The 20767-nt window shown below is 66.0% G+C and carries 21 protein-coding genes; 11 read left to right on the plus strand and 10 right to left on the minus strand.

Features of this window, described 5'->3' with window-relative positions; translation table 11 throughout:
* Window positions 1-17: 17 nt before the first annotated feature.
* Window positions 18-560 (plus strand): hypothetical protein, encoded by a 543-nt coding sequence (locus tag AC13HB_RS11935; protein ID WP_482949988.1) that lies wholly within the window; start codon window positions 18-20, stop codon window positions 558-560.
* A 3-nt stretch (window positions 561-563) separates the two neighbouring features.
* Here AC13HB_RS11935 and AC13HB_RS11940 read toward each other — a convergent pair whose 3' ends face one another.
* Window positions 564-800 carry a hypothetical protein gene (locus tag AC13HB_RS11940; RefSeq protein ID WP_482949989.1) on the minus strand — a complete coding sequence of 79 codons (237 nt, stop codon included), beginning with the start codon at window positions 798-800 and terminating at the stop codon, window positions 564-566.
* A gap of 83 nt (window positions 801-883) precedes the next feature.
* Between AC13HB_RS11940 and AC13HB_RS11945 the strand changes: the two genes are divergently transcribed.
* Entirely contained in the window at window positions 884-2803 is a 1920-nt protein-coding gene (locus AC13HB_RS11945; protein ID WP_482949990.1) for a cation:proton antiporter, read from the plus strand.
* Here AC13HB_RS11945 and AC13HB_RS11950 read toward each other — a convergent pair.
* A complete protein-coding gene (locus tag AC13HB_RS11950; RefSeq protein ID WP_482949991.1) occupies window positions 2794-2985 on the minus strand; it encodes a hypothetical protein in 192 nt (63 codons plus the stop codon). The genes AC13HB_RS11945 and AC13HB_RS11950 overlap by 10 nt on opposite strands.
* 130 nt (window positions 2986-3115) lie before the next feature.
* Between AC13HB_RS11950 and AC13HB_RS11955 the strand changes: the two genes are divergently transcribed.
* Together AC13HB_RS11955 and AC13HB_RS11960 are read left to right on the plus strand one after the other, a co-directional pair.
* Complete coding sequence (locus AC13HB_RS11955; RefSeq protein WP_482949992.1) at window positions 3116-5137, plus strand: transglycosylase domain-containing protein; 2022 nt, start codon at window positions 3116-3118, stop codon at window positions 5135-5137.
* Between the two features lie 107 nt (window positions 5138-5244).
* Window positions 5245-6840: a hypothetical protein gene (locus AC13HB_RS11960; protein WP_482949993.1), complete on the plus strand. Its 1596-nt coding sequence runs from the start codon at window positions 5245-5247 to the stop codon at window positions 6838-6840.
* Between the two features lie 31 nt (window positions 6841-6871).
* On the opposite strand, the gene AC13HB_RS11965 is transcribed toward AC13HB_RS11960, so the two are convergent.
* Together AC13HB_RS11965 and AC13HB_RS11970 are read right to left on the minus strand one after the other, a co-directional pair.
* Window positions 6872-8143 carry a polyhydroxyalkanoate depolymerase gene (locus tag AC13HB_RS11965; protein WP_482949994.1) on the minus strand — a complete coding sequence of 424 codons (1272 nt, stop codon included), beginning with the start codon at window positions 8141-8143 and terminating at the stop codon, window positions 6872-6874.
* 9 nt (window positions 8144-8152) lie between these two features.
* Window positions 8153-8800, minus strand: coding sequence for an SCO family protein (locus AC13HB_RS11970; protein WP_482949995.1), 648 nt, complete (start codon window positions 8798-8800; stop codon window positions 8153-8155).
* A 196-nt stretch (window positions 8801-8996) separates the two neighbouring features.
* Here AC13HB_RS11970 and AC13HB_RS11975 point away from each other — a divergent pair, with 196 nt between their 5' ends.
* Complete coding sequence (locus AC13HB_RS11975) at window positions 8997-10316, plus strand: ActS/PrrB/RegB family redox-sensitive histidine kinase (protein ID WP_482949996.1); 1320 nt, start codon at window positions 8997-8999, stop codon at window positions 10314-10316.
* Between the two features lie 41 nt (window positions 10317-10357).
* Window positions 10358-10909 carry an ActR/PrrA/RegA family redox response regulator transcription factor gene (locus AC13HB_RS11980; RefSeq protein ID WP_482949997.1) on the plus strand — a complete coding sequence of 184 codons (552 nt, stop codon included), beginning with the start codon at window positions 10358-10360 and terminating at the stop codon, window positions 10907-10909.
* 6 nt (window positions 10910-10915) lie between these two features.
* On the opposite strand, the gene AC13HB_RS11985 is transcribed toward AC13HB_RS11980, so the two are convergent.
* The 3 genes from AC13HB_RS11985 to acnA form a co-directional block, all read right to left on the minus strand.
* Window positions 10916-11863, minus strand: a complete 948-nt coding sequence (locus AC13HB_RS11985) for a carbon-nitrogen hydrolase family protein (RefSeq protein ID WP_482949998.1) — start codon at window positions 11861-11863, stop codon at window positions 10916-10918.
* 68 nt (window positions 11864-11931) lie between these two features.
* Window positions 11932-12678, minus strand: coding sequence for a DUF1223 domain-containing protein (locus AC13HB_RS11990; RefSeq protein WP_482949999.1), 747 nt, complete (start codon window positions 12676-12678; stop codon window positions 11932-11934).
* Window positions 12679-12780: 102 nt separating this feature from the next.
* Entirely contained in the window at window positions 12781-15456 is a 2676-nt protein-coding gene (gene acnA, locus AC13HB_RS11995) for an aconitate hydratase AcnA (RefSeq protein WP_482950000.1), read from the minus strand.
* Window positions 15457-15684: 228 nt separating this feature from the next.
* Here acnA and ccmA point away from each other — a divergent pair, with 228 nt between their 5' ends.
* From ccmA to AC13HB_RS12020, 5 genes are all read left to right on the plus strand, one after another.
* Entirely contained in the window at window positions 15685-16353 is a 669-nt protein-coding gene (gene ccmA, locus AC13HB_RS12000) for a heme ABC exporter ATP-binding protein CcmA (protein ID WP_482950001.1), read from the plus strand.
* Window positions 16350-17018: a heme exporter protein CcmB gene (locus tag AC13HB_RS12005; RefSeq protein WP_482950002.1), complete on the plus strand. Its 669-nt coding sequence runs from the start codon at window positions 16350-16352 to the stop codon at window positions 17016-17018. The genes ccmA and AC13HB_RS12005 overlap by 4 nt, the downstream gene beginning before the upstream one ends.
* A 63-nt stretch (window positions 17019-17081) precedes the next feature.
* On the plus strand, window positions 17082-17858 hold the full coding sequence (gene ccmC / locus AC13HB_RS12010; RefSeq protein WP_482950003.1) for a heme ABC transporter permease CcmC: 777 nt from the start codon (window positions 17082-17084) through the stop codon (window positions 17856-17858).
* On the plus strand, window positions 17858-18013 hold the full coding sequence (gene ccmD, locus AC13HB_RS12015; protein WP_482950004.1) for a heme exporter protein CcmD: 156 nt from the start codon (window positions 17858-17860) through the stop codon (window positions 18011-18013). The genes ccmC and ccmD overlap by 1 nt, the downstream gene beginning before the upstream one ends.
* A 15-nt stretch (window positions 18014-18028) precedes the next feature.
* Entirely contained in the window at window positions 18029-18544 is a 516-nt protein-coding gene (locus AC13HB_RS12020; RefSeq protein ID WP_482950005.1) for a DsbE family thiol:disulfide interchange protein, read from the plus strand.
* Between the two features lie 3 nt (window positions 18545-18547).
* Here the strand turns inward: AC13HB_RS12020 and AC13HB_RS12025 are convergent, their stop codons facing one another.
* From AC13HB_RS12025 to AC13HB_RS12035, 3 genes are all read right to left on the minus strand, one after another.
* A complete protein-coding gene (locus AC13HB_RS12025) occupies window positions 18548-19180 on the minus strand; it encodes a MarR family winged helix-turn-helix transcriptional regulator (RefSeq protein WP_482950006.1) in 633 nt (210 codons plus the stop codon).
* A 66-nt stretch (window positions 19181-19246) separates the two neighbouring features.
* Window positions 19247-19894, minus strand: a complete 648-nt coding sequence (locus tag AC13HB_RS12030; RefSeq protein ID WP_482950007.1) for an inner membrane-spanning protein YciB — start codon at window positions 19892-19894, stop codon at window positions 19247-19249.
* A gap of 22 nt (window positions 19895-19916) precedes the next feature.
* Window positions 19917-20765, minus strand: coding sequence for an EamA family transporter (locus tag AC13HB_RS12035; protein ID WP_482950008.1), 849 nt, complete (start codon window positions 20763-20765; stop codon window positions 19917-19919).
* Between the last annotated feature and the right edge of the window lie 2 nt (window positions 20766-20767).

Consider the following 20767-nt stretch of genomic DNA (forward strand, 5'->3'; position numbering starts at 1 on the left):
CGCAAGGGGAGTGACAAATGAGCGACACGACGCGTTTCGGCAGTCTGGCGTCGGCGGCGGAGCGGTATGGCAAGCTCAGCCTCGAAAACTACGCCATCATCCGCAATGTGGCCGAGAACATCTCCGTCGGCTTCTGCCGCTTTCTCGGTGCGCCGGGCGGTGTCTGCGTCTTCCTGGTACCGCCGGAGGGGGCCTGGACACCCCAGCCGCACGGCAGCGGGGCCTTCTCGGTTTCCGGCACCGGCTTTCTGCCGCTGGGGCCGATCGCCTTCGGTCTGGCGGTGAAGGTCTCGACGACCGGCGAGTGGGTCCGGCTCGTCGTCACCTGCGCGAAGAAGGGTCAGCATGTGGAAGTCTCGATCCGCAATGGCAGTACGTTCGATCTGCCGCTACCGCTCGAGGAGGCCGACCTGGAAGAATTGTTCGGCCGATTGCACGGGCATCTCGTCAAATGGTTCGACGACCAGAGCGAGACCTATGAGCATGGCGACTATGGCGGCCGGTCGATCGGTTTCGACCTCGTCCACAGTCCGGACGGTGCCGGTGAGGACGCGCCCTGAGCGTCAGCTGCCCAGCAGCGAGAACGGCAGTCCCAGCAGGCCGCTCCCCATCAGGCCCGCACCGCCGGCGAGGCTCAGACCGAGCCCCGTGACCATGCGGTGGCGCAGGGCGAAACCGCCGACGATCCGCCCGGCCTGGAAGACATTGCCGGCTCCGAACAGTGCGACGGGTCCGCCGATCCCCATGGCGATGAGGAAGGAGACGAGTGCGAGTTGTGTTTCCGGGGTAAATCCGTCCATCTTGGCCTCCCTTGTGCCGGTCGCACCTGCTTCATGCTTGTGCGGGCGGTGCGAAATCGGAAACGCTTGAACATGTGAGGCCCATGATAGACGCCCCCGCTGACCTCACCCTGACCATCGCAGTCATCGCCGGTTCAGGTGTGGCGGCTCAATGGCTTGCCTGGCGACTGCGCTGGCCGTCCATCGTGCTGATGATGGGGGCCGGCCTGCTGCTGGGCCCGATCGCGGCGCTGGCCCTGGGAGCCCCGCTTCTGAGCCCGGCCGAAAGCTTCGGCGGCTATCTGCGCCCGATGATCGCCCTGGCGGTCGCGGTCATCCTGTTCGATGGCGGTATTTCCCTGAATTTCCGGGAACTTCGCGACGCATCGACCCCGGTGCGGCGGATGGTCCTTCTGGGTTTTCCGCTGGGCTGGGGACTGGCGACCATCGCCCTGCACTATGTCGCGGGGCTGGCCTGGGACATCGCTGCCATGATCGGCGCTCTCCTGACGACCACCGGTCCGACTGTCGTCCTGCCGCTGCTGCGCCAGGCCAAGCTGCCCGGCCGTATCGCCTCGGTGCTGAAGTGGGAGGGGATCGTCAACGATCCGATCGGTGCGCTGGCGGCCGTATTCGTCTTCGAGGCGATCCGGCAAACCGCCATGGGGCATGACTGGCTTGGTGCTGCCGGTGCGTTGACGCTGGGCGCACTCATCGGTGCGGCCCTGGGCTTCGCTTTCGGCTACGGCCTGTCGCGGGCCTTCCGGCGCGGCTGGGTGCCCGAGCCGATGAAGGCCCCGCTCGTACTGGCTGCGGTGCTGGTCTGTTTCGCGGTTGCCGACGCCCTGGCCAGCGAGACCGGGCTGGTCGCCGTGACCATGTTCGGACTCGTCGTGGCCAATTCGCGTCTGGCCTCGATTGAGGAGATGCGGCGTTTCAAGGAAGGCATCGCCGCCATCCTCGTGGCGAGCGTTTTCGTCGTCCTCGCCGCCGATCTGGCCCCCTCGGATTTTGCCGCCCTGGGCTGGCCGCACCTCGCCTTCATCCTGGTCTTCATGCTGGTGGTCAGGCCCCTCTCCGTGGTGCTGGCGACGCTGGGGTCGGGGCTCGATGCGAGAGAGACCGGGTTCATCGGCCTGATCGGACCGCGCGGCGTGGTCGCCGCGGCGGCGGCGGGTCACCTCGCGGTCGGTCTGATCGATGTCGGGCGGGCCGATGCGGAAATCCTCGCGCCGCTGGTTTTCGCGACCATTTTCGCGAGCGTGTTCGGATGCGGGTTCGCGGTCGCGCCGCTGGCCCGACTTCTCAAGCTCTCGCAAACGGGCCCGGAAAGGCTTCTCCTGGTCGGCGCCAATCCCTGGAGCCTCGGCCTCGCCGATGCGCTCAAGACGGCGGAAATTCCGGTCACCGTGGCGGATACGAGCTGGCGGCGCCTCCGGGCGGCACGCCTGGCCGGGCACGAGGTCTATTACGGCGAGGTTCTGTCCGAGACGGCGGACTGGCGGCTGGAGCCGGCCCGCTTTGCGTCACTGCTCGCGGCCTCACCGAACGATGCCTATAACGCGCTGGTCTGTGTGGATTATGCGCCCGAGCTGGGCCGGAGCCGGGTTTTCCAGCTCTCCGGGTACGAAGCGCCCCGGGGCGAGGAGGACGGCGAGGCGAAGGACCGCTCCGATGAGGATCCGCGCGCGATCGCCTATACGGCGCGCGGCCGGACCCTGATCCGGCGCGGCCGCGGCTATGACGGCCTTGCGCGCGACTGGTGGAAGGGCTGGCGCTTTCGTGTCACGCGGCTGACCGAGGCCTACACGCTCGAGCGGCTCCTCGAGGATCTTGGAACGGACGGGGAATTGATCCTCGCGCGGCAGCCTAACGGCACGATCGCCCTGCTCGGGCCGGGCCGCGAGCCGCCGCGCACGGCCGAAACCGTGCTGATCAGTTTCGCGCCGGAAGCGGCTACACTGCAACTCGATGCGGACAAGGCGCCTGATTCAGCCGATCGGGAGGCCGGCGCTCAATCGTAGCGGGGTTCGCCCGACGAGGGCTGGGAACTGCCCGGGCTGGCGCCGCCGCAATAAGGCCAGTTGTCGGCATTGGGATCGCCGTCGGGGCAGACCGCATCGCGGCCTTCATAGATGACGCATCCGGACAGGCTGACAGCGCCCAGAAGCGCTGCAAGAACAAGAATTGAACGCTTTACCGTCATGATTGGGTCCTTCTTCGCCGGCATGGTGGAATCTGGCCGGGGCAAGCGCAAGTCCGATCTGCGCGTCTTCATGGGGAATTAACCCTGCTCCGCACACATGAAACGACGTGTTTCTATGCAAGGACGAGGAATGGCCCGCCGGCCCTCAAAGCGCACGGTAGAGCGCCGCACCACGGCAGCCCGCAAGTCGCGATCGGCCACGACGCGGCGGCGCCGGCCTGCGCGAAAGCGTGGCGGTTTCCCCTGGCTGCGCAGTGCCGCAGTGGTGCTGGTCCTGATCGGGCTGGCCGCCGGCGGCTGGCTCGTCTCCATCGCCCGCGACCTGCCCGATACCTCCGGACTGGCGGCGATCGAGCGGTCCGCGACCATAACCTTCCTCGATCATGACGGACGGGTGATTGCCCGCCGCGGTTCGGCGCACGGGCATGATGTATCGATCGACGACATCCCGCCCTATCTCGTCGATGCCGTGCTCGCGGTGGAGGATCGCCGCTTCTACAGTCATCCCGGTGTCGATGTGATCGGTCTGGGCCGCGCCATGCTCGCCAATGTCCGCGCCGGGCGGGTCGTGCAGGGCGGCTCCACCTTGACCCAGCAGCTGGCCAAGAACCTCTTCCTGTCGCCGGACCGCACCCTGCGCCGGAAGGTGCAGGAAATGATGCTGGCCTTCTGGCTGGAGAGCCGCTTCACCAAGGACGAGATCCTCGAGCTTTATCTCAACCGGGTCTATTTCGGCAGCGGGTCCTGGGGCGTCGAGGCGGCGTCCATGCGCTATTTCTCCAAACCGACCAGCGATCTCAGCCTGGGCGAGGCGGCCCTGCTGGCCGGTCTGCTCAAGGCGCCCTCGCGTTACAGCCCGGCCAATGACACGCAGCGTGCCGCGGCCCGCGCCACGGTCGTGCTCGATCTGATGCACCAGACCGGCCGCATCACCGAGGCCGAGCGCATCGCCGCTGCGCAAACCCCGATCCGGGTTTCGCGCGGAGCCTCCAGCCAGGGCGCGCAGTATTTTATCGACTGGGTCTTCCAGCAGGTGCGCGAGGTGGCAGGTCCGTCGCATGGCGATCTGGTCGTGCACACCACGCTCGATGTTGATGCCCAGCGCGCGGCCGAACAGGCGCTCGCCAGCGTGCTCGACGATAACGACACCGCGGCCGGCGCGGATGAGGGCGCGGTCGTTGCCCTGGCGCATGACGGTGCCGTGCGGGCCCTCGTGGGCGGTCGCAGCTATGCCCATTCGCAGTTCAATCGTGCGGTGTTCGCGCAGCGGCAGCCCGGCTCCGCCTTCAAGCCCTTCGTCTATGCCTCGGCCTTCGAGGCCGGCCTCTCGCCCTGGGATATCCGCAATGACGCGCCGGTGCGCGTCGGCGACTGGACGCCGCAGAATTACAATGACGAATATCGCGGCGAGATGAGCCTGCGCGAGGCTTTCATCCGCTCCTCCAATTCGGTTGCCGTGCAGATTGCCGAGGAAACCGGCCGGGCCCATGTCGCCCGCCTGGCACAACGGCTGGGTATCGAGAGCGATCTGCGTATCGACCGCTCCCTCGCGCTCGGTGCCTATGAGGTCACGCCGCTCGAACTGGCGTCTGCCTATGTCCCCTTTGCGAACGGCGGATACCGCGCCCCGGCCTGGGGCGTGCGCCGGATCGAGACCGGGACGGGCGAGGTCCTGTTCGAGGCGGACACGCCCGATCCGGCCCTCGTTCTGGACCAGCGCACCTATGGCCGTATCCATGATCTCCTGGTGACCAATGTGCGCGAGGGGACCGGCCGCCGGGCGGCCGTGCCCGGGCTGGAGACCGGCGGCAAGACGGGCACGACCAACGATTTCCGCGATGCCTGGTTCGCCGGTTTCTCGGGCGATCTGGTGGCTGTGGTCTGGACCGGCAATGACGACAATGCGCCGACGGAGCGTGCGACAGGCGGCGGTCCGCCGGCACGGGTTTTCGGCGCCTTCCTGCGAGCTGCACCCCGCAGCGGGCTTGGCGTCGACCTACCGGTCGCGCGTCTGGCCGAACCGGTGGCGCCGGCGCCCCGGCCGGTCGCGGAGGCTGTGACTGCCGCCGAACCGGCCGAGAGCGAACCGGCGACCGAGCGCGATGACCCGATCGGCGCGTTCCTGTCCGGCCTGGGCGGTAACGAACGCTAGACAATCCCCCCTTCTAAACCGCAGGTTTCACACAATTGCCTCACCGGAAATGCTAGCTTCCCGGGCGAGGGCCTGTTGAAGTGACAATTCCGAAAGAGGGGATACCGATGAAGACCAATTTGCTGCTGGCCGCCGCGACGGCAAGCCTCGCCTGCGTCATGCTTCCCGCGGGCAGTGTCCTTGCACAGAGCCGCGCCGCGGCAGATGCCGCCATGGAACGCATGGGACTCGTCGGCGACGGCAATGACGTCGTCCGGTTCGAGCGCAGCGAGTTCGATCGCGGCCGTTATATCCTGCATGATGTCGTGTTTACCGATCTGGAGACCGGGACCGACGAGGCGACCGGCGATGTCACAGAGGATCTGCGCGCCGAACGGCTGATCTTCGAGGCACCACGGCTTTCCGGTAGCGGCGATGTCCTGCTCGACGGTCTCGTAATCGAGGGGCTCAGCGCCGTCTCGGACGATAGCGGTACGGTATTCGGGCTCGACCATTTCGAGGTCGATGGACCGAACGCCCTGATGGCCGCGGACCTTGGCCGCGTCTTCGCGGGTGAAGTCGACGAGGATTACGAGCCCGACTGGAATCTCTACGAGTTCGACGCCTTCCGCTTCGAGGGTCTGACCGGTCAGTCCACGGCGGGCGAAAAGGGCGGCGAGAGTTTCGATCTCGCGCTCGACCAGTTCGTCATCGAGAATTACAGCCGCGTCGAACTCGGCCGCATGGCCCTGCTCGGCATGCGTCTGAACGGCCAGTCTCCCGAAGGCCCGGTTCGTTTCAATCTCGACGAGATGTCGGTCATCGGTTTCAAGACCGAAGCCTATGCCGAAATGTTCGATGCGATCGCTGCGGGTGCCGATGAAAGCGCCATTACGGACGCCTATTACGACAGCGCCTTCTCCGCCGGTATCGACGTATTCGACCGGTTCGCGGTTCGTGGTGTCGACCTGGCTGCGGCGGGCATGGAGTTCACGCTCGGCAATATGGTCGGCGAGATCGAGCAGCGCGGTTCCCGCTACATTTCCACGGCCAGCCTCGACTCGGCCCGTTTCATGCCCGATGCGAGCCAACCGGAGGGCGCGGAAGTCGCTTCGGCCATCGGCCTGCTGGGCTATGAGGATATCGAGCTGAGCATGGAGGCCAACTCCATCTATGACGAGGATACCGGGCGTTACTGGACGACGGGCGAGAACTATCTCCAGATCCGAGACGGTCTGCGGATCGAGTTCGCCCAGGATCTGGGCGGATACGACGAATACTTCGCGGCCCTGCCCGCCGCGGGCGAGGCCATGCGGGACGCCGAGGAGAAGGATGACGAGGAGGCGACCCTCCAGGCGTCGCTGGACCTGATGGGGCCGATCGTCCTGCACAATCTCACTGTGCGGCTGGTCGATCTGTCCCTGCTCGAGCGAGCTCTCACTGCCGGTGCGACGGCCCAGGGCGTGACGGTCGACGACATGCGCGCGCAGGCCGCAGCCATGGTTACGCTGGGCACGGTCGGTGCGCCGCCTGAAGTGCCGCGCCCGCTGCTCATGCAGGTGTCCAATGCGCTGGTGACCTTCATCAATCAGGGCGGGTCGATGACGATCGACATGACGCCGCCCGTCCCGCTCTCCGTCGCGGACATCGCGGCGCAGATCGAGGCAGGCAGCTTCGATTACGACGCGCTGGGGCTGACGGTCACGAACGACACGGACGAATAGGCGTCCGGGCTTTCGGCGCGCTGCGCCGGGCTCAGTCCCGGTTGCGGCGCGCCAGTGCCTCGGCGCCCTGTTCGCGCATGAAGGCTTTCATTTTCGGAGCGATTTCCGAGCGGAAACGGCTGCCATTGAAGACGCCGTAATGGCCGACCTTGGGCTGGATCCAGTCCATCTGGAGGTCGTCGGGCAGGGCGCTGCAGAGCGTGTGCGCCGCCTGGGTCTGGCCGATGCCGGAAATATCGTCATTTTCGCCCTCGACCGTGAGCAGGGCCGTATCGACGATGCGGGACGGATCGACGAGGCGCCCGTCATGCTCCTGAATGCCGCGCGGCAGCTTGTGCTCCTGGAAGACGTCGGTAATCGTCTGCAGGTAGAACTCCTCGGACAGGTCCATCACGGCGAGATATTCGTCGTAGAAGGTGCGGTGCTTCTCGGCGCTGTCGCCATCGCCCTCGACGAGATGGTTGAAGAAGTCCCAGTGGGCGTCGACATGCCGGTCGAGATTCATGTTCATGAAGCCGGCCAGCTGCAGGAAGCCCGGATAGACCCGCCGGAAGGCGCCCGGATGGGGCATCGGCACGGTGTGGATCAGATTGTTCGCGAACCAGTCGAAGGGCTGCTCCTCGGCGAGCTTGTTCGGAACGGTCGGCGAAAGGCGCGTATCGATGGGCGAGCCCATGAAGGTCATCGAGGCCGGACGGGCCGGGTCCTCGTCCTGCGCCATCAGGGCAATGGCCGACAGGGTGGGCGGTCCCGGCTGGCAGACGGCGACCACATGCACGTCCGGGCCAAGCACGGCGATCATCTCGCGGATATAGGCAACGAAGGCGTCGAGATCGAACCGGCCCTCGTGCAGCGGCACCATGCGCGCATCCTGCCAGTCGGTGATGTAGACCTCGTGATCGGGCAGGAAGGCCTCGACCGTACCGCGCAGCAGCGTGGCGTAGTGGCCCGACATCGGGGCGACGAAGAGGACTTTCGGGTCCGGGGTCTCGCCGCGTGCAGCAATGAGCGCGTCGTGATCGCGCTCGAAATGCAGCAGATCGCACCAGGGCTTCGACCAGACGACCGTCTCGGCGACACCGACTTTCTGGCCGTTGATCTCGGTCTCTTCCAGCATCCATTCCGGCTTGCCGTAGCGGCGCGTCACGGACTCGAAGAGCTCGGCGGCGGCGGCCATGGTGCGGCCTGCGACCGTCTCTCCGACAGGATTCCAGGGCGCCCGCAGGGTCTGGCGGGTGGCGTTCGCAGCGGCGCGCCACGGGGTCATGGCGATACGATTGAATTCATAGACGCTGTAGAGCATGGACTCTCCTTATCGCGATGATGCGCGCGCTTCCTCAACGAAGTCTTGCAGGCGCGCCGCGATCGTGCGCGGATCGGACCCGTGCGTGAACACGTCGACGAATTCGCCGTCCGGTCCCATCAGATAAATGATGGACGAGTGGTCCATCAGATAATTCTCGCCCTCGCCGTTTTCGCCCGGGGCGCGGCGATAGACGACGCGATAGGCGTCGGTGACCGCTTCGATCTGGGCGTGGCTCCCGGTCAGGCCCGCAAGGCCGTCGGGAAAGGCGGGCGAGGTCACGTATTGCGAGAGCTGTTCGACCGTGTCGCGCTCGGGATCCACCGTGATCAGGACGGGCTGGTAGAAGGCCCGGTCCTCGGGAGAGAGCTGGTCCAGCGCAGCCGCCATCTGCTGCAGCGAGAAGGGGCAGACGTCCGGGCAATAGGTGTAGCCGAAATAGATCAGCATGGCGCGGCCGGCGAAATCGGCTTCGGTGACGGTGCGGCCGGTCTGGTCGACAAGTTCGAAGGGGCCGCCGATCGCAGCTTCACCGCTGACACGCGTGCCTGCGGTTCGCGTTTCTGCAGGGCCGCCATCGCGCAGCATGAGGGTGAAAAAGCTGATCATCAGCACAGCAGGCGCTGCGATCAGCAACCAGATCAGGGGACGCGGCATGCCGGCTCCATTCTCGAGACGCCCTGCGCCTGCAGGGCCGAATTCGATCCGCCAGCTTGGATTCGCCGATGCGGACGGGTTCATCGGAGCGGCGAAGCAGTTTATGCCTGATGCCGACCGATGCTGCACGTGCGAAGGTATGACGGCATGACCGGCCTGTCCATGGTTCAGCGCCGCCTGTCTTCGGAGATTGATTATGAGCGATCCGGATTGGGACCCCTACGGCAATACGGCTGCCCTGACGCCGGTCTTCGGGCGTTTGCGCGTCCGCACCCTCGTCATGCTGCGCTGGCTGGCCGTCTCCGGCCAGACCGCCACCGTCCTGGTCGTGCATTATCTGGTCGGATTCGAACTGCCGCTCGGCTTCTGTCTCGGTATCATCCTGACCAGCGTCTGGATCAATACCTGGCTCACCCTCGCCGTGCCGCCGCAGAAGTTCGCGCGTAACCGCGAAGCCTTCGTCCAGCTCAGCTATGATGTGGCCCAGCTCTGCGCCCTGCTGATGCTGACCGGCGGTTTGCAGAACCCCTTTATCGTCATGCTGGCTGCGCCGGTGACGATCGCCGTGGCTGCGCTGCCGGCGCGCTGGTCGACCGGCGTAGCGGCGATCGCCATGCTCGGAACCGGGGCGATGTGGCTGTGGAGCCTGCCCCTGCCCTGGCTCGACGGCGAAGCCTTGCACCTTCCGGGCATGTATGTCTTCGGCCTGTGGTCCGCGATCTTTATCGCGGTTGCCTTCACGGCAGTCTATTCCTGGCGGGTCAGCCAGGAAGGGCGGCGTATGGCGACGGCGCTTGCGGCGACCCAGAGCGTGCTGTCCCGCGAGCAGCGCCTCTCCGCGCTCGGCGCGCTGGCCGCGTCGGCGGCCCACGAACTTGGCACGCCGCTCGCCACGATCCAGCTGACGGCCAAGGAAATGCTGCACGAGCTGAAGGGCAATGATCTTCTGCGCGAGGATGCCGAGCTCATGGTGACCCAGGCCCGCCGCTGCCGGGATATCCTCAAACGGCTCGGCCAGCAGCACGAGGCCAGTGACGAGCGCCATGACCGTGTGGAGTTTCTCGCAGCCCTGGAAGAGGCGAGCGCGCCCCTGCGCGGGCTCGGACCGGTCGTCGACGTTCATCTTGCCGAGGGGACGGGCGCGCCGCCCATGCTCAGACGCATGCCCGAGCTTCTCTACGGGATCGGCAATTTCATCGAGAATTCCGTCGATTTCGCCGCTTCGCGCGTCATTGTGGAAGGGCGCTGGGATCCGACTAATATCTATATCCGCGTGTGCGATGACGGCCCGGGTTTCCCGCCCGACATTCTGACCAAGATCGGCGAGCCCTATGTCACCACGCGTTCGGGTACGCCCGGACAGGGCGGGCTGGGTCTCGGCGTCTTTATCGCCAAGACAATGATCGAGAAGTCCGGCGGCGTGGTCCGCTTCGACAATAGCGGTCCGGACGGGGGTGCTGCGGTATCCATGCGCTGGCCGCGCAAACTTGTGGAGGCTTCCGGCTCCGTGAGCTAGGAAGTAGGGACGCTGAGCTTTGCAAGCATGAGGATTGAGGCGTGAGCGATATCGACTACGAACTGCCCGAAGACAAGAGCCTGCTCATTCTCGACGACGACGCGCCCTTCCGGACGCGTCTCGGTCGCGCGATGACCAATCGCGGTTTTGTGGTGTCGGCCGTTGCGACCGTCGACGAGGCGAAGGAAGTCGCCCGCTCCAACCCGCCGGCCTTCGCCGTGCTCGACCTGCGGCTGGAAGACGGGGACGGGCTGGACGTCGTGAAGTCCCTGCACGCCTCGCGGCCCGATTGCCGCGTCGTCATGCTGACCGGCTACGGCAATATCGCCACCGCCGTCGCCGCCGTGAAGGCCGGTGCGGTCGACTATCTTTCCAAACCGGCCGATGCGGACGATGTCATCAAGGCGCTGCTCGCCCATCCGGAAGACAAGCCGGAGCCGCCGGAAAACCCGATGTCGGCCGACCGTGTGCGCTGGGAACATATCCAGCGCGTCTTCGAACTGTGCGATCACAATGTCTCGGAGACGGCCCGCCGCCTCAACATGCACCGCCGCACCCTGCAGCGCATCCTGGCGAAACGGGCCCCGCGCTGATCCGGTTCAGCCTGTCGGGTCGCGGAAGGTGACGGGCGGCATGGGGCGGCGGTCGATCTCGAGTTTGAAAATGTCCGGGCGTCCATAGTGACCTGCCACATCCAGCGACTTGCGAGCCCGGCGCGCCTCTTCCGGGTCGATCGTTGCGTAAAGGACATCCTTTTCCTCGACAAGCGGTCCAGCGACGACCCCGCCGAAGGGTTTGACCACGATCGCGCCGCCCGGATTGATCCATTCCTCTTGGGAAAAGAGCGCATCGCGGCCCGGCATTGATGCCGGCAGGTCCTTGCCTTGCACCGCAGTCGCCGTACTCAGGACCCAGCAGCCGCCTTCGCGCGCGATATGGTTCATGGAGGCGGTCCACATATCGCCATTGTCCCAGGTCGGCGCGATATGGATGTCGATATTCTGGGCATAGAGCGCCTGCCGGGCGAGCGGCATGTAGTTCTCCCAGCAGATCAGGGTGCCGATCCGGCCGACCGGCGTATCGACGACCCGCAAGCCGCTGGCATCGCCGCTGCCCCAGACCATGCGTTCCGGATTGGTCGGCATCAGCTTGCGGTGCCGGTTCAGCAGGGTGCCGTCGCTACCGATCACGACGACGCTGTTGAAAAGCGTGGTGCCGCTGAAGGCGCCGTCGCGTTCATTGAGGCCGATGACGACGACGATTCCGTGCTGTGCAGCCGCTTCGCACAGAGGATCGAGATCGCCGGCATCGATATCGACCGCATTCTGCCGCAGCAGGGCATGCAGCTCATTGCCCAGCGCCATGTCTCCGCCCGGCTTCAGCCGCCAGATCCAGGTGGGATAGCCGGGCAGAAAGGCTTCCGGGAAAACGATGAGCCGGGCGCTGGAGCGCGCTGCTTCATCGATGATATCCAGGGCACGCTGAAGACTCGCATCGCGGTCGAGATAGACGGGCGGCTTCTGGCTGATGGCGATTTTCACGTCCAAGGCGACCTCCGGAAATCTCTGCAACCGGAAGTGTGGGGGAGGTTCGGGCGCGGAGCAAGCGCCTCGTGCTAGCGCTCTCCGGCGGGGGCTTCCGGGCCGACATGGGCGTAGCCGTAAATCGGGCCGCCATGGGCGCCCTGGACGATGGCGACGGTGCCGTAGCGGCGCATGCTCTCGCCCATGAATTCAGCCGGGCCGCCGGACCACATGCCCAGATAGGTCAGTGATTTGACCATGTTGTAATGATCCATCACCAGGCCTTCATTCTCGCCGGCGGTGATCTCCATCTGCGACCAGCCGGGATGATAGGCGACCAGCCAGACGTCGAGGTCTTCCTCCGGCGCCTCGCCGTCCAGCCTCACGATGAAGGAGCCGAAGGGACCGTCCTCGATCTCGATGACCGGACTGTCAGGCATGGCTGTGAGGCGCTGGTCGACTGCATGGGCGACCTTGTCCTGGCGCCAGCCCGGCGCGTCGATCACGCCGTCGACGACGAAATGGGGCGTGTAGAGGCGCGGCACGTCGAGGCGCGGCAGATAGGTGCGCTGGCGCTGCACGTATTCCGGCCGGGCATAGGTGTCTTCCCAGCCATACATGTCCCAATAGCTGACGCCATAGGCGAGCACGAAGACGTTCTCGCGCTGGTCCAGCTCGCCGAGATAGCGATTGGCGTCCGGGCAGAGCCCGCATCCCTGGCTGGTGAAAAGCTCGACGAGGACCGGCCGTTCGGCCGCCGGTGTCGCGGTCGCGTCCGGTGTCTCCTGCGCGGACGCGTTCGAGGCCAGCAGACTGCCGGCCAGGACGCAAAGGGACAATATCGGTGCGAGGCAACGCATACGGACTAGATAACCACGCCCGCCCGCGACGGCCAATCACTTGGCTGTGACGCGGGCGGGAGCAGTCGTGTCCGTTCCCGACTACGAGCGCGCGAGGTTGCGCAGGACGTAGTGCAGGATGCCGCCATTGCGGAAGTATTCAAGCTCGTTCTCGGTATCGATGCGAGCGATCACATTGGCGGTCTTCTCGGTGCCGTCCGGGAAGGTGACTTCGACCGTCATGGTCTGGCGCGGCGTCAGGGATTCGATGCCCTTGATCGTGACCGTCTCGTCGCCGGTCATGCCCAGGGCTTCCCAGCTCTCGCCTTCCAGGAATTGCAGCGGCAGCACGCCCATGCCGATCAGGTTGGAGCGGTGGATACGCTCGAAACTCTCGGCGATGACGGCCTTCACGCCCAGAAGGCGCGTACCCTTGGCAGCCCAGTCGCGCGAGGAGCCCGTGCCGTACTCCTTGCCGCCGAACACGACCAGCGGCGTGTTTTCGGACTGGTAGTCCATGCAGGCGTCATAGATGTCGACCTGCTTGCCGTCCTTCTTGGTGAAGCCGCCTTCGACACCGTCCAGCATCTTGTTCTTGATGCGGATGTTGGCGAAGGTGCCGCGCATCATCACTTCGTGATTGCCGCGGCGCGAGCCGTAGGAGTTGAACTCCAGCACCGGAACCTGGCGTTCCTGCAGGTAGCGGCCCGCCGGGCTGTCGGCCTTGATCGAACCGGCCGGCGAGATGTGGTCGGTCGTGATGCTGTCGCCGAAGAGACCCATGATCTTGGCACCGACGACATCGCCCGGGCTTTCCGGATCCATCGTCATGCCCTCGAAGTAAGGCGGGTTCTGGACATAGGTCGAGGTGTGATCCCAGGCATAGGTCAGGCCGCCGGAGACCTCGATGTCGCGCCAGGCCTTGTCGCCCTTGAAGACGTCAGCATAGCGCTTGGCGAACATGTCCGGCGTGACCGCAGTACGGACCACTTCGGCGACTTCCGCCGAGGTCGGCCAGATGTCCTTGAGATAGACGTCATTGCCGTCCTGGTCCTGGCCGAGCGGATCGGTGGTCAGGTTGACCTTCATCGAACCGGCAATGGCATAGGCCACGACGAGCGGCGGCGAGGCCAGATAGTTGGCGCGCACGTCCGGGCTGATCCGGCCCTCGAAATTCCGGTTGCCCGACAGCACGGAGGTCGCGACCAGATCGTTCTCGTTGATCGTCTTGGAAATGGCGGGCGGCAGCGGACCGGAATTACCGATACAGGTGGTGCAGCCATAACCGACGAGGTCGAAGCCGAGCGCGTCGAGATCGTCCTGCAGGCCGGCCTTCTCCAGATAGTCGGTGACGACCTGGGAACCCGGCGCCAGGGAGGTCTTCACCCAGGGCTTGGTGGTCAGGCCCCTGGCGCGCGCATTGCGGGCGACCAGACCCGCGCCCAGCATGACGGAGGGGTTGGACGTGTTGGTGCACGAGGTGATGGCGGCGATGGCGACATTGCCGTTGGTGAAGTCGTAGTCCTCACCCGCGACCGGTGCGGACTTGTCCAGCTCGTGGCCCTTGCCGTACTCGGCTTCCATCGTCTTGGCGAAGCCTTCGGCGGCCTTGGACAGCTCGATCCAGTCCTGCGGGCGCTTCGGACCGGACACGGCCGGCTCGATCGTCGACATGTCCAGGTGCAGCGTGTCCGTGAAGACCGGGGTCTCGGTGTATTCCGGACGGAACATGCCCTGGGCCTTGGAATAGGCCTCGACCAGGGCGACGCGCTTGTCGTCGCGGCCGGTCGCCTTCAGGAAGGCAAGGGTTTCATTGTCGACCGGGAAGAAGCCGCAGGTGGCGCCGTATTCCGGGGCCATATTGGCGATCGTGGCCTCGTCTTCCAGGGAGAGGTGATCCAGGCCTTCGCCGTAGAATTCGACGAATTTGCCGACCACGCCCTTCTGGCGGAGCATTTCGACGACCTTCAGGACGAGGTCGGTCGCGGTCGCGCCTTCCGGCATCTTGCCGGTCAGCTCGAAACCGATGACTTCCGGGATCAGCATGGAAACCGGCTGGCCGAGCATGGCGGCTTCGGCCTCGATACCGCCGACGCCCCAGCCCAGAACGGCGAGGCCGTTGATCATCGTGGTGTGGCTGTCCGTACCCACGCAGGTGTCCGGATAGGCGACGGTCTCGCCGTCTTCATCCTTGGTCCAGACGGCCTGGGCGAGGTTTTCCAGATTGACCTGGTGGATGATGCCCGTGCCCGGCGGAACGACGCGGAAATTGTCGAATGCCTTGGCGCCCCATTTGAGGAACTTGTAGCGCTCGCCATTGCGCTCGTATTCGCGCTCGACATTCTTCGCAAAGCTGTCGGCCTGACCGAAATTGTCGACCATGACCGAGTGGTCGATGACCAGGTCGACGGGAACCTGCGGATTGATGCGCTGCGGGTCGGCACCGAGCTTGGTGGCCGCGTCGCGCATGGCGGCGAGGTCGACCACGGCGGGAACGCCGGTGAAGTCCTGCATGACCACGCGGGCCGGGCGGTAGGCGATCTCGTGGGTCGACTTGCGGGTCGTCAGCCATTCGGCCATCGCCTCGATATCCGCTTTCGTGACGGTCTTGCCGTCTTCGAAGCGAAGCAGGTTTTCCAGCAGGACCTTGAGCGAGGCCGGCAGGCGGGAGACGCCGGCCAGGCCGTTCGCTTCGGCAACTTTCAGGTCGTAATAGGTGTAGGTTTCACCGGCCGCGGTGAGGGTGCGTTTACAGGAAAAACTATCCAAAGAAGCCATTTCTGTTCCTCAACTTCCTAATCAGAGCCTCACCACGAGGGTGGCGGGCGATTTTCGATTGGGCGGCGCCACTGCCGGGGAGGGCAGGTGTCGGAAGACGGGCGCATCCGTCGGCTAGGGCGGATCCGGTCGTGACCGTTCGCGCGCGTTTTAGCCGCACAGCCCCAGCACCGCAACGCAGATACTGCGCGTTGACGCCGGAGTGTTGTTGGGGCGACATGCGCGACAATGTCTCGAACCGCCAACTCCATCGCGGAAAACGCCATTCCCGAACCGGCCAGGCTCGTCGCCGAGGGGATAACCCTGTCGCGCGGCGAGGTCCGCCTGATGGAGGGCGTCGGCTTCACGCTCGAGCCCGGCGGCGCCCTTTTGCTGACGGGACCGAACGGGACGGGCAAGACGACCCTTATGCGGGCGATTGCCGGTTTTGTCCGGCCCGATACCGGTTCGCTTTCGCTGAACGGGGAAGCGGCGGCCCTCCTGGCACCCGACCTGATCGGCTGGCTCGGCCATGCGGACGGGCTGAAACCCGGCGAGACGCTGCGCCAGGCCTTGCGCTTCTGGGCCGGGCTGCACGGGCAGGACCGCAAGGCCATCATGCCGGTGATGCGGACGCTCGCTATCGATCATCTCATCGACCGGACGGCGTCCAGCCTGTCGCGCGGCCAGCAGCGCCGCGCCGGCCTGGCCCGTGTCGCGCTGACGGGGCGCCCGCTCTGGCTGCTCGACGAACCGGCCGGCCCGCTCGACGGGGCCGGGCGCGACCGCCTGGCCGAACTGGTCGCGGCGCATCGTGCCCGCGGCGGCTCCGTCATCGCCGCCACCCACCAGGTGCTCGACTGGCCTGATGCGCAGATCCTCGATCTGGGCGCTCATGTGAACGGAGCGCCAGCATGAGTGTGCTGACAGACGTCTTTGCGCGCGAGGCGCGGCTCGCCTGGGCCGGCGGTGGCGGAGCGGCCGGTCCGACGGCCTTCTTCCTTGCCGCGATCACGCTGGCCCCGCTCGCCATCGGCCCCTCGCCGGAGCTTCTCTCGGCGGCCGGGTCCGGCCTGATGGGTTTTGCCGCCCTGCTCTCGGTTCTCCAGTCGGCCGAGCGCCTGTTCGGCGACGATGTCGCCGACGGTACGCTGGAGCTCTACGCCCTGACGCCCGCCAGCCTGACCGGCCTCGTCCTTGCCAAGGTGACGGGTCAGGCGACCGCGACGCTCTGGCCGCTGCCGCTGATCGGGCTGGTCGGCGGCATGATGTACGGACTTCCGCTGGAGGCCGCCCTCGTCCTGGCGCTGGCGCTTCTATTTGCCATTCCGGCGCTGTCGCTCCTCGCCGGCTTTGCCGGCGCGCTCGCCGCCGGGGTGAAGCGCGGCGGTCTCCTGATCGCCCTGATCGCCACGCCGATGATGGTGCCGGTCCTGATCTTCGCCGCAGGCGCCGGACGCTCCGCCCTGGAAGGCGACGACCGCATCTTCGCCAATCTCGGCCTCACCCTCGCCGTCTCGCTGGGGACGACGGCGCTGGCGCCGTTCGGGATCGCGGCGGCGGTCAGGAGCAGACTGGGTTAACCGGAACAGGCTGTCATCGGGTCGCAGTTGCCCAGACAGGCGCGCCGAAGTAAGTGAGCAGGCATGTTCTCGTATTTCGCCAATCCTCAGCGTTTCGACGTGCTGGCCCGGCGGGCGATCCCCGTTCTGGGGGGGCTGGCCGTGCTACTGCTGGGCGCCGGCGTTTACATGTCCTTCTTCGCCTCGCCGCCGGATTACCAGCAGGGCGAGACGGTGCGGATCATGTATGTGCATGTGCCGGCCGCCTATTTGGCGATGGCACTCTATGCGGCGCTGGCCGGGGCGAGCTTCGTCTATTTCGTCTGGCGTCATGCCATTGCCGATGCGGCTGCCGAGGTGATCGCGCCGATCGGGGCGGTCTTCACCGTGCTGGCGCTGGCCACAGGCTCGCTCTGGGGCAAGCCGATGTGGGGAACCTGGTGGGAATGGGATGCGCGGATGACCTCCGTGCTCGTCCTGCTGCTGGTCTATCTCGGCTATATCGCCCTGCGCGCCGCGCTCGAGGATGCCCAGCAGGCCGCCCGCGCGGGCGCTGTCCTCGCCATGGCTGGCGTGATCAATCTTGTGATCGTGAAATTCTCGGTCGAGTGGTGGTCCAGCCTGCATCAACCGGCCTCGGTGATCCGCTTCGACGGGCCGACCATCCACGGCTCCCAGCTCTGGCCGCTGGCGCTGATGGCGCTGGGATATAGCTGTCTGGCCGGCTGGCTGGTCTTTTACCGCCTGCGCAGCCGCGCCATTGCGCGCCGGGCGATCAACCTGCAGCGCAAGCGCGAACAAGCCGCCCGGCCGACACGCGCCGGCGAGGCGGCGCGCGGCGTCGAGACGGGAGGGGCGTGATGAGCGAGTTCCTCGCCATGGGAGGCTATGCCGCCTTCGTCTGGCCGGCCTGGGGGCTGTCCGCTCTCGCCATTGCCGGCCTGGTCGCCTACGCTCTTGCCGAACGCCGGGGGGCTGCCGAGCGCCTGCGCCGGCTGGAAGAGGACGAGGCCTGATCGATGCAGGGGGTCATGAGGGGGATAAGGCTGGCCGCGCTGCTGGCGCTCATCGCGCTGGGCGGCATGATCGGCTGGCGAGTCTGGCAGGACGCATCGGTGCCGGCCGAGCCGCTGCCTGAACTGTCCGGACTGGTCGCCCTGGAGGGCCGGGAGGCCTTCGATCCGGCTGCGATCGAAGAGGCGTATATTCTCAATGTCTGGGGCAGCTGGTGCGCCCCCTGCCGGATCGAGCATCCGGTCCTGATGGCGCTGGAGGCCGAAGGCATCCCGATCTACGGACTCAACTGGCGCGACGAGCCGGAGGCCGCCAACGCCTTCCTCGAAGAGCTGGGCGATCCCTTCGTGGCGATCATGCAGGATCCGGACGGCGTGGCCGGGCAGGCGCTGGGGATTACCGGGGCGCCCGAGAGTTTCGTGATCTCCGCGGACGGACGCATTCTCGTGCGCTGGCCAGGTCCGTTGACGGCGGATGTGCTGCGAAACCGGATCTATCCGGCGCTGGAAGACGAGGCCCGCCGGGCGGGCTAGCGCTCAGGCCGCATCTGCCGCCTTGGCGGCTTTTTCGGCCCTGGCGGCCTTCTTCGCCTTCTTCTCGAGCTTCTTGGCCTTGGCCTTGGCTTTTTCCTTCGCCTTCTTCTTGGCCTTCTTCTTCTTTTCCTTGGCCTTCTGCCTGGCTTTCTTGGCCGCTTCCTCGCCTTTTTCGAGCGTGATGGCGATGCGGCGCAGGGTTTCCAGGAAGCTTGCGCGCTTGTTCTTGGGCAGGGCCGAGAGGATCGCCTTGTCGGCCTCCATGGCGCCGAGCGTTGCCGCTTCCAGGAGCGTGCGGCCCTCAAGGGTCAGCTTGACCGCATTGGCGCGGGCATCGTCGGGCAGTTTCTCGCGCTCGAGCAGGCCGTTCTTGACCATGCGGGCGACGAGTTCGGCGAGGGTGGAGCGGTCGATGCCGGTCGACTTCACCAGCTCGGTCTGGGTCAGGCCCTCCTTCTGCGCGGTGGCATGGAGGACGGCGAACTGACGCTGGGTGAGTTTCGCGCCGGCCATGGCCTTGGTGAAGCGCTCGGCTGCGAACTGCTGGGCGCGGTGAAGGAGGTGGCCCGGCGATTCCGCAAGCTCGAAGGCGCTGACGTCTTTCTTGTCCTGCGGCATGACGGTCCCCGGCTTCACGCGAAAATCATCCTAGGGCTGATTTATAACGTGAAAATGACAATTGTCCGAGGACGGACTGCCGCGTCAGGCGTCGGCCGCATCCTTCGCCCGGGGCTGGTTCTTCAGGACGAGCGGCATCTGGGCTGCGGCGAAGATCAGGCTCAGCACCATCACGCCCAGCTTGGCGTTCGACCAGAGCGCTTCGGAGAATTCCATGCCCGCAAACCAGCGCGCGCTCTCCGGCACGACGCTGTCGGTGATGTGGCGCCAGAGGAATTCGTTGAGCAGGGCCAGGACCTGGAACCAGAGCGCCCAGCGGATCGCGAGGATCAGCCAGGCCCTTTCGGTGAGCTCGAAAATGTGCTCGAAGAAGATGCGCCAGATGTTATGGCCGAAAGCCAGACCGATCAGGATCATCCAGGACAGGAAGAGATTGATGATGGTCGGCTTGATATAGATGAAGATCGGGTCCTGCAGCACGATCCCGATCGTGCCGAAGCCCAGCACGATCGCCGTGGTGAAGACGAGCATGGGCGGGATGCGCTTCTCGGTCCGGATCGACACGATCAGCGCGATCGTCGCCGCGATCATGTAGGCGCCGGTGCCGTAGTAGATGGCCTGATCGGGCACGAAATTGCGCGCCAGATTATAGACCAGGATCCAGACGCCGATCGGGCCCGCATCGACGAGCAGGCGGGAGCTCTGCTCGGAGGTTTTCTGAGTCTGGGCCACGATTACGGCGCTCCTGTCGCGTTTACATCACCTGTAGCAATACGAGCCCCGCGGCGAGGCAGATTGCAAGCAGTGTTCGCCGCAGGCCGAAATCTTCCTTCAGCACCAGGGCGGCGAGGATGGCGCCGAAAACGATCGAAAGCTCGCGCAGGGCCGCCATCGGCGCGACCGGCGCCAGCGAATAGGCATAGAGGGCGAGGCCGTAGGTCGCGGCATTGAGTCCGAAACACATCAGGGCCGGGCGCGCTTCCTGCCTGACGGCCGCCCAGTACTGCCGGCCGCGGCGGACGGCGCCGGTCGGGGCTATGGTCAGGGCCGAAAGGACGAAGAACCAGCCCAGATAGACCGGCACATTGCCCAGGGCCCGTACGCCCGCCGCGTCGATCACGGTATAGGTCGCGGTCATACAGGCGGCGGCTATCGCAAGCAGAAGGACTTTAAGCTTAGGCGCGCCGTCCCGCTCCGGCCAGGCGAAGCCGACGAGGGCGGCGCAGGCGATGGCGAGGCCGGCCAGCTGGACCGGCTGCAGGCCTTCGCCGAGCGTCAGCCAGGCCACGCCGGCCGCCAGCGCCGGTGCCGTGCCGCGCATGACCGGATAGGCGAGGTTCATCGTGCCGTGCTCGAAGGCGGCGATCAGCAGCATGTTGAAGGCCCAGATCACGACCGCACCGGCGAGCAGGAAGCGCCAGACCTCGAGCGGGGGCAGGGGCTGGAAGACGAGCCAGGGCAGGAATATCACCGCGACGAAGACCTGGGTCAGGCCGCGAAAGACCAGCCGGTCCTGCGCCTTCTTGGTCAGCAATGTCATGACGGCGTGAGCGCTGGCCGAGCCGAGCATGGCCAGCGTGCCCGCCAGGAGCGGGGCGTCCAAGC

This window comes from Maricaulis sp. B-26 (assembly GCF_056857855.1).

Excerpts from the sequence above, each read along its gene's own strand:
- AC13HB_RS11935 (WP_482949988.1), top strand. The coding sequence starts at position 18 with ATGAGCGACACGACGCGTTTCGGCAGTCTGGCGTCGGCGGCGGAGCGG.
- AC13HB_RS11940 (WP_482949989.1), bottom strand. The coding sequence starts at position 800 with ATGGACGGATTTACCCCGGAAACACAACTCGCACTCGTCTCCTTCCTC.
- AC13HB_RS11945 (WP_482949990.1), top strand. The coding sequence starts at position 884 with ATGATAGACGCCCCCGCTGACCTCACCCTGACCATCGCAGTCATCGCC.
- AC13HB_RS11950 (WP_482949991.1), bottom strand. The coding sequence starts at position 2,985 with ATGACGGTAAAGCGTTCAATTCTTGTTCTTGCAGCGCTTCTGGGCGCT.
- AC13HB_RS11955 (WP_482949992.1), top strand. The coding sequence starts at position 3,116 with ATGGCCCGCCGGCCCTCAAAGCGCACGGTAGAGCGCCGCACCACGGCA.
- AC13HB_RS11960 (WP_482949993.1), top strand. The coding sequence starts at position 5,245 with ATGAAGACCAATTTGCTGCTGGCCGCCGCGACGGCAAGCCTCGCCTGC.
- AC13HB_RS11965 (WP_482949994.1), bottom strand. The coding sequence starts at position 8,143 with ATGCTCTACAGCGTCTATGAATTCAATCGTATCGCCATGACCCCGTGG.
- AC13HB_RS11970 (WP_482949995.1), bottom strand. The coding sequence starts at position 8,800 with ATGCCGCGTCCCCTGATCTGGTTGCTGATCGCAGCGCCTGCTGTGCTG.
- AC13HB_RS11975 (WP_482949996.1), top strand. The coding sequence starts at position 8,997 with ATGAGCGATCCGGATTGGGACCCCTACGGCAATACGGCTGCCCTGACG.
- acnA (WP_482950000.1), bottom strand. The coding sequence starts at position 15,456 with ATGGCTTCTTTGGATAGTTTTTCCTGTAAACGCACCCTCACCGCGGCC.
- ccmA (WP_482950001.1), top strand. The coding sequence starts at position 15,685 with ATGTCTCGAACCGCCAACTCCATCGCGGAAAACGCCATTCCCGAACCG.
- AC13HB_RS12005 (WP_482950002.1), top strand. The coding sequence starts at position 16,350 with ATGAGTGTGCTGACAGACGTCTTTGCGCGCGAGGCGCGGCTCGCCTGG.
- ccmC (WP_482950003.1), top strand. The coding sequence starts at position 17,082 with ATGTTCTCGTATTTCGCCAATCCTCAGCGTTTCGACGTGCTGGCCCGG.
- ccmD (WP_482950004.1), top strand. The coding sequence starts at position 17,858 with ATGAGCGAGTTCCTCGCCATGGGAGGCTATGCCGCCTTCGTCTGGCCG.
- AC13HB_RS12020 (WP_482950005.1), top strand. The coding sequence starts at position 18,029 with ATGAGGGGGATAAGGCTGGCCGCGCTGCTGGCGCTCATCGCGCTGGGC.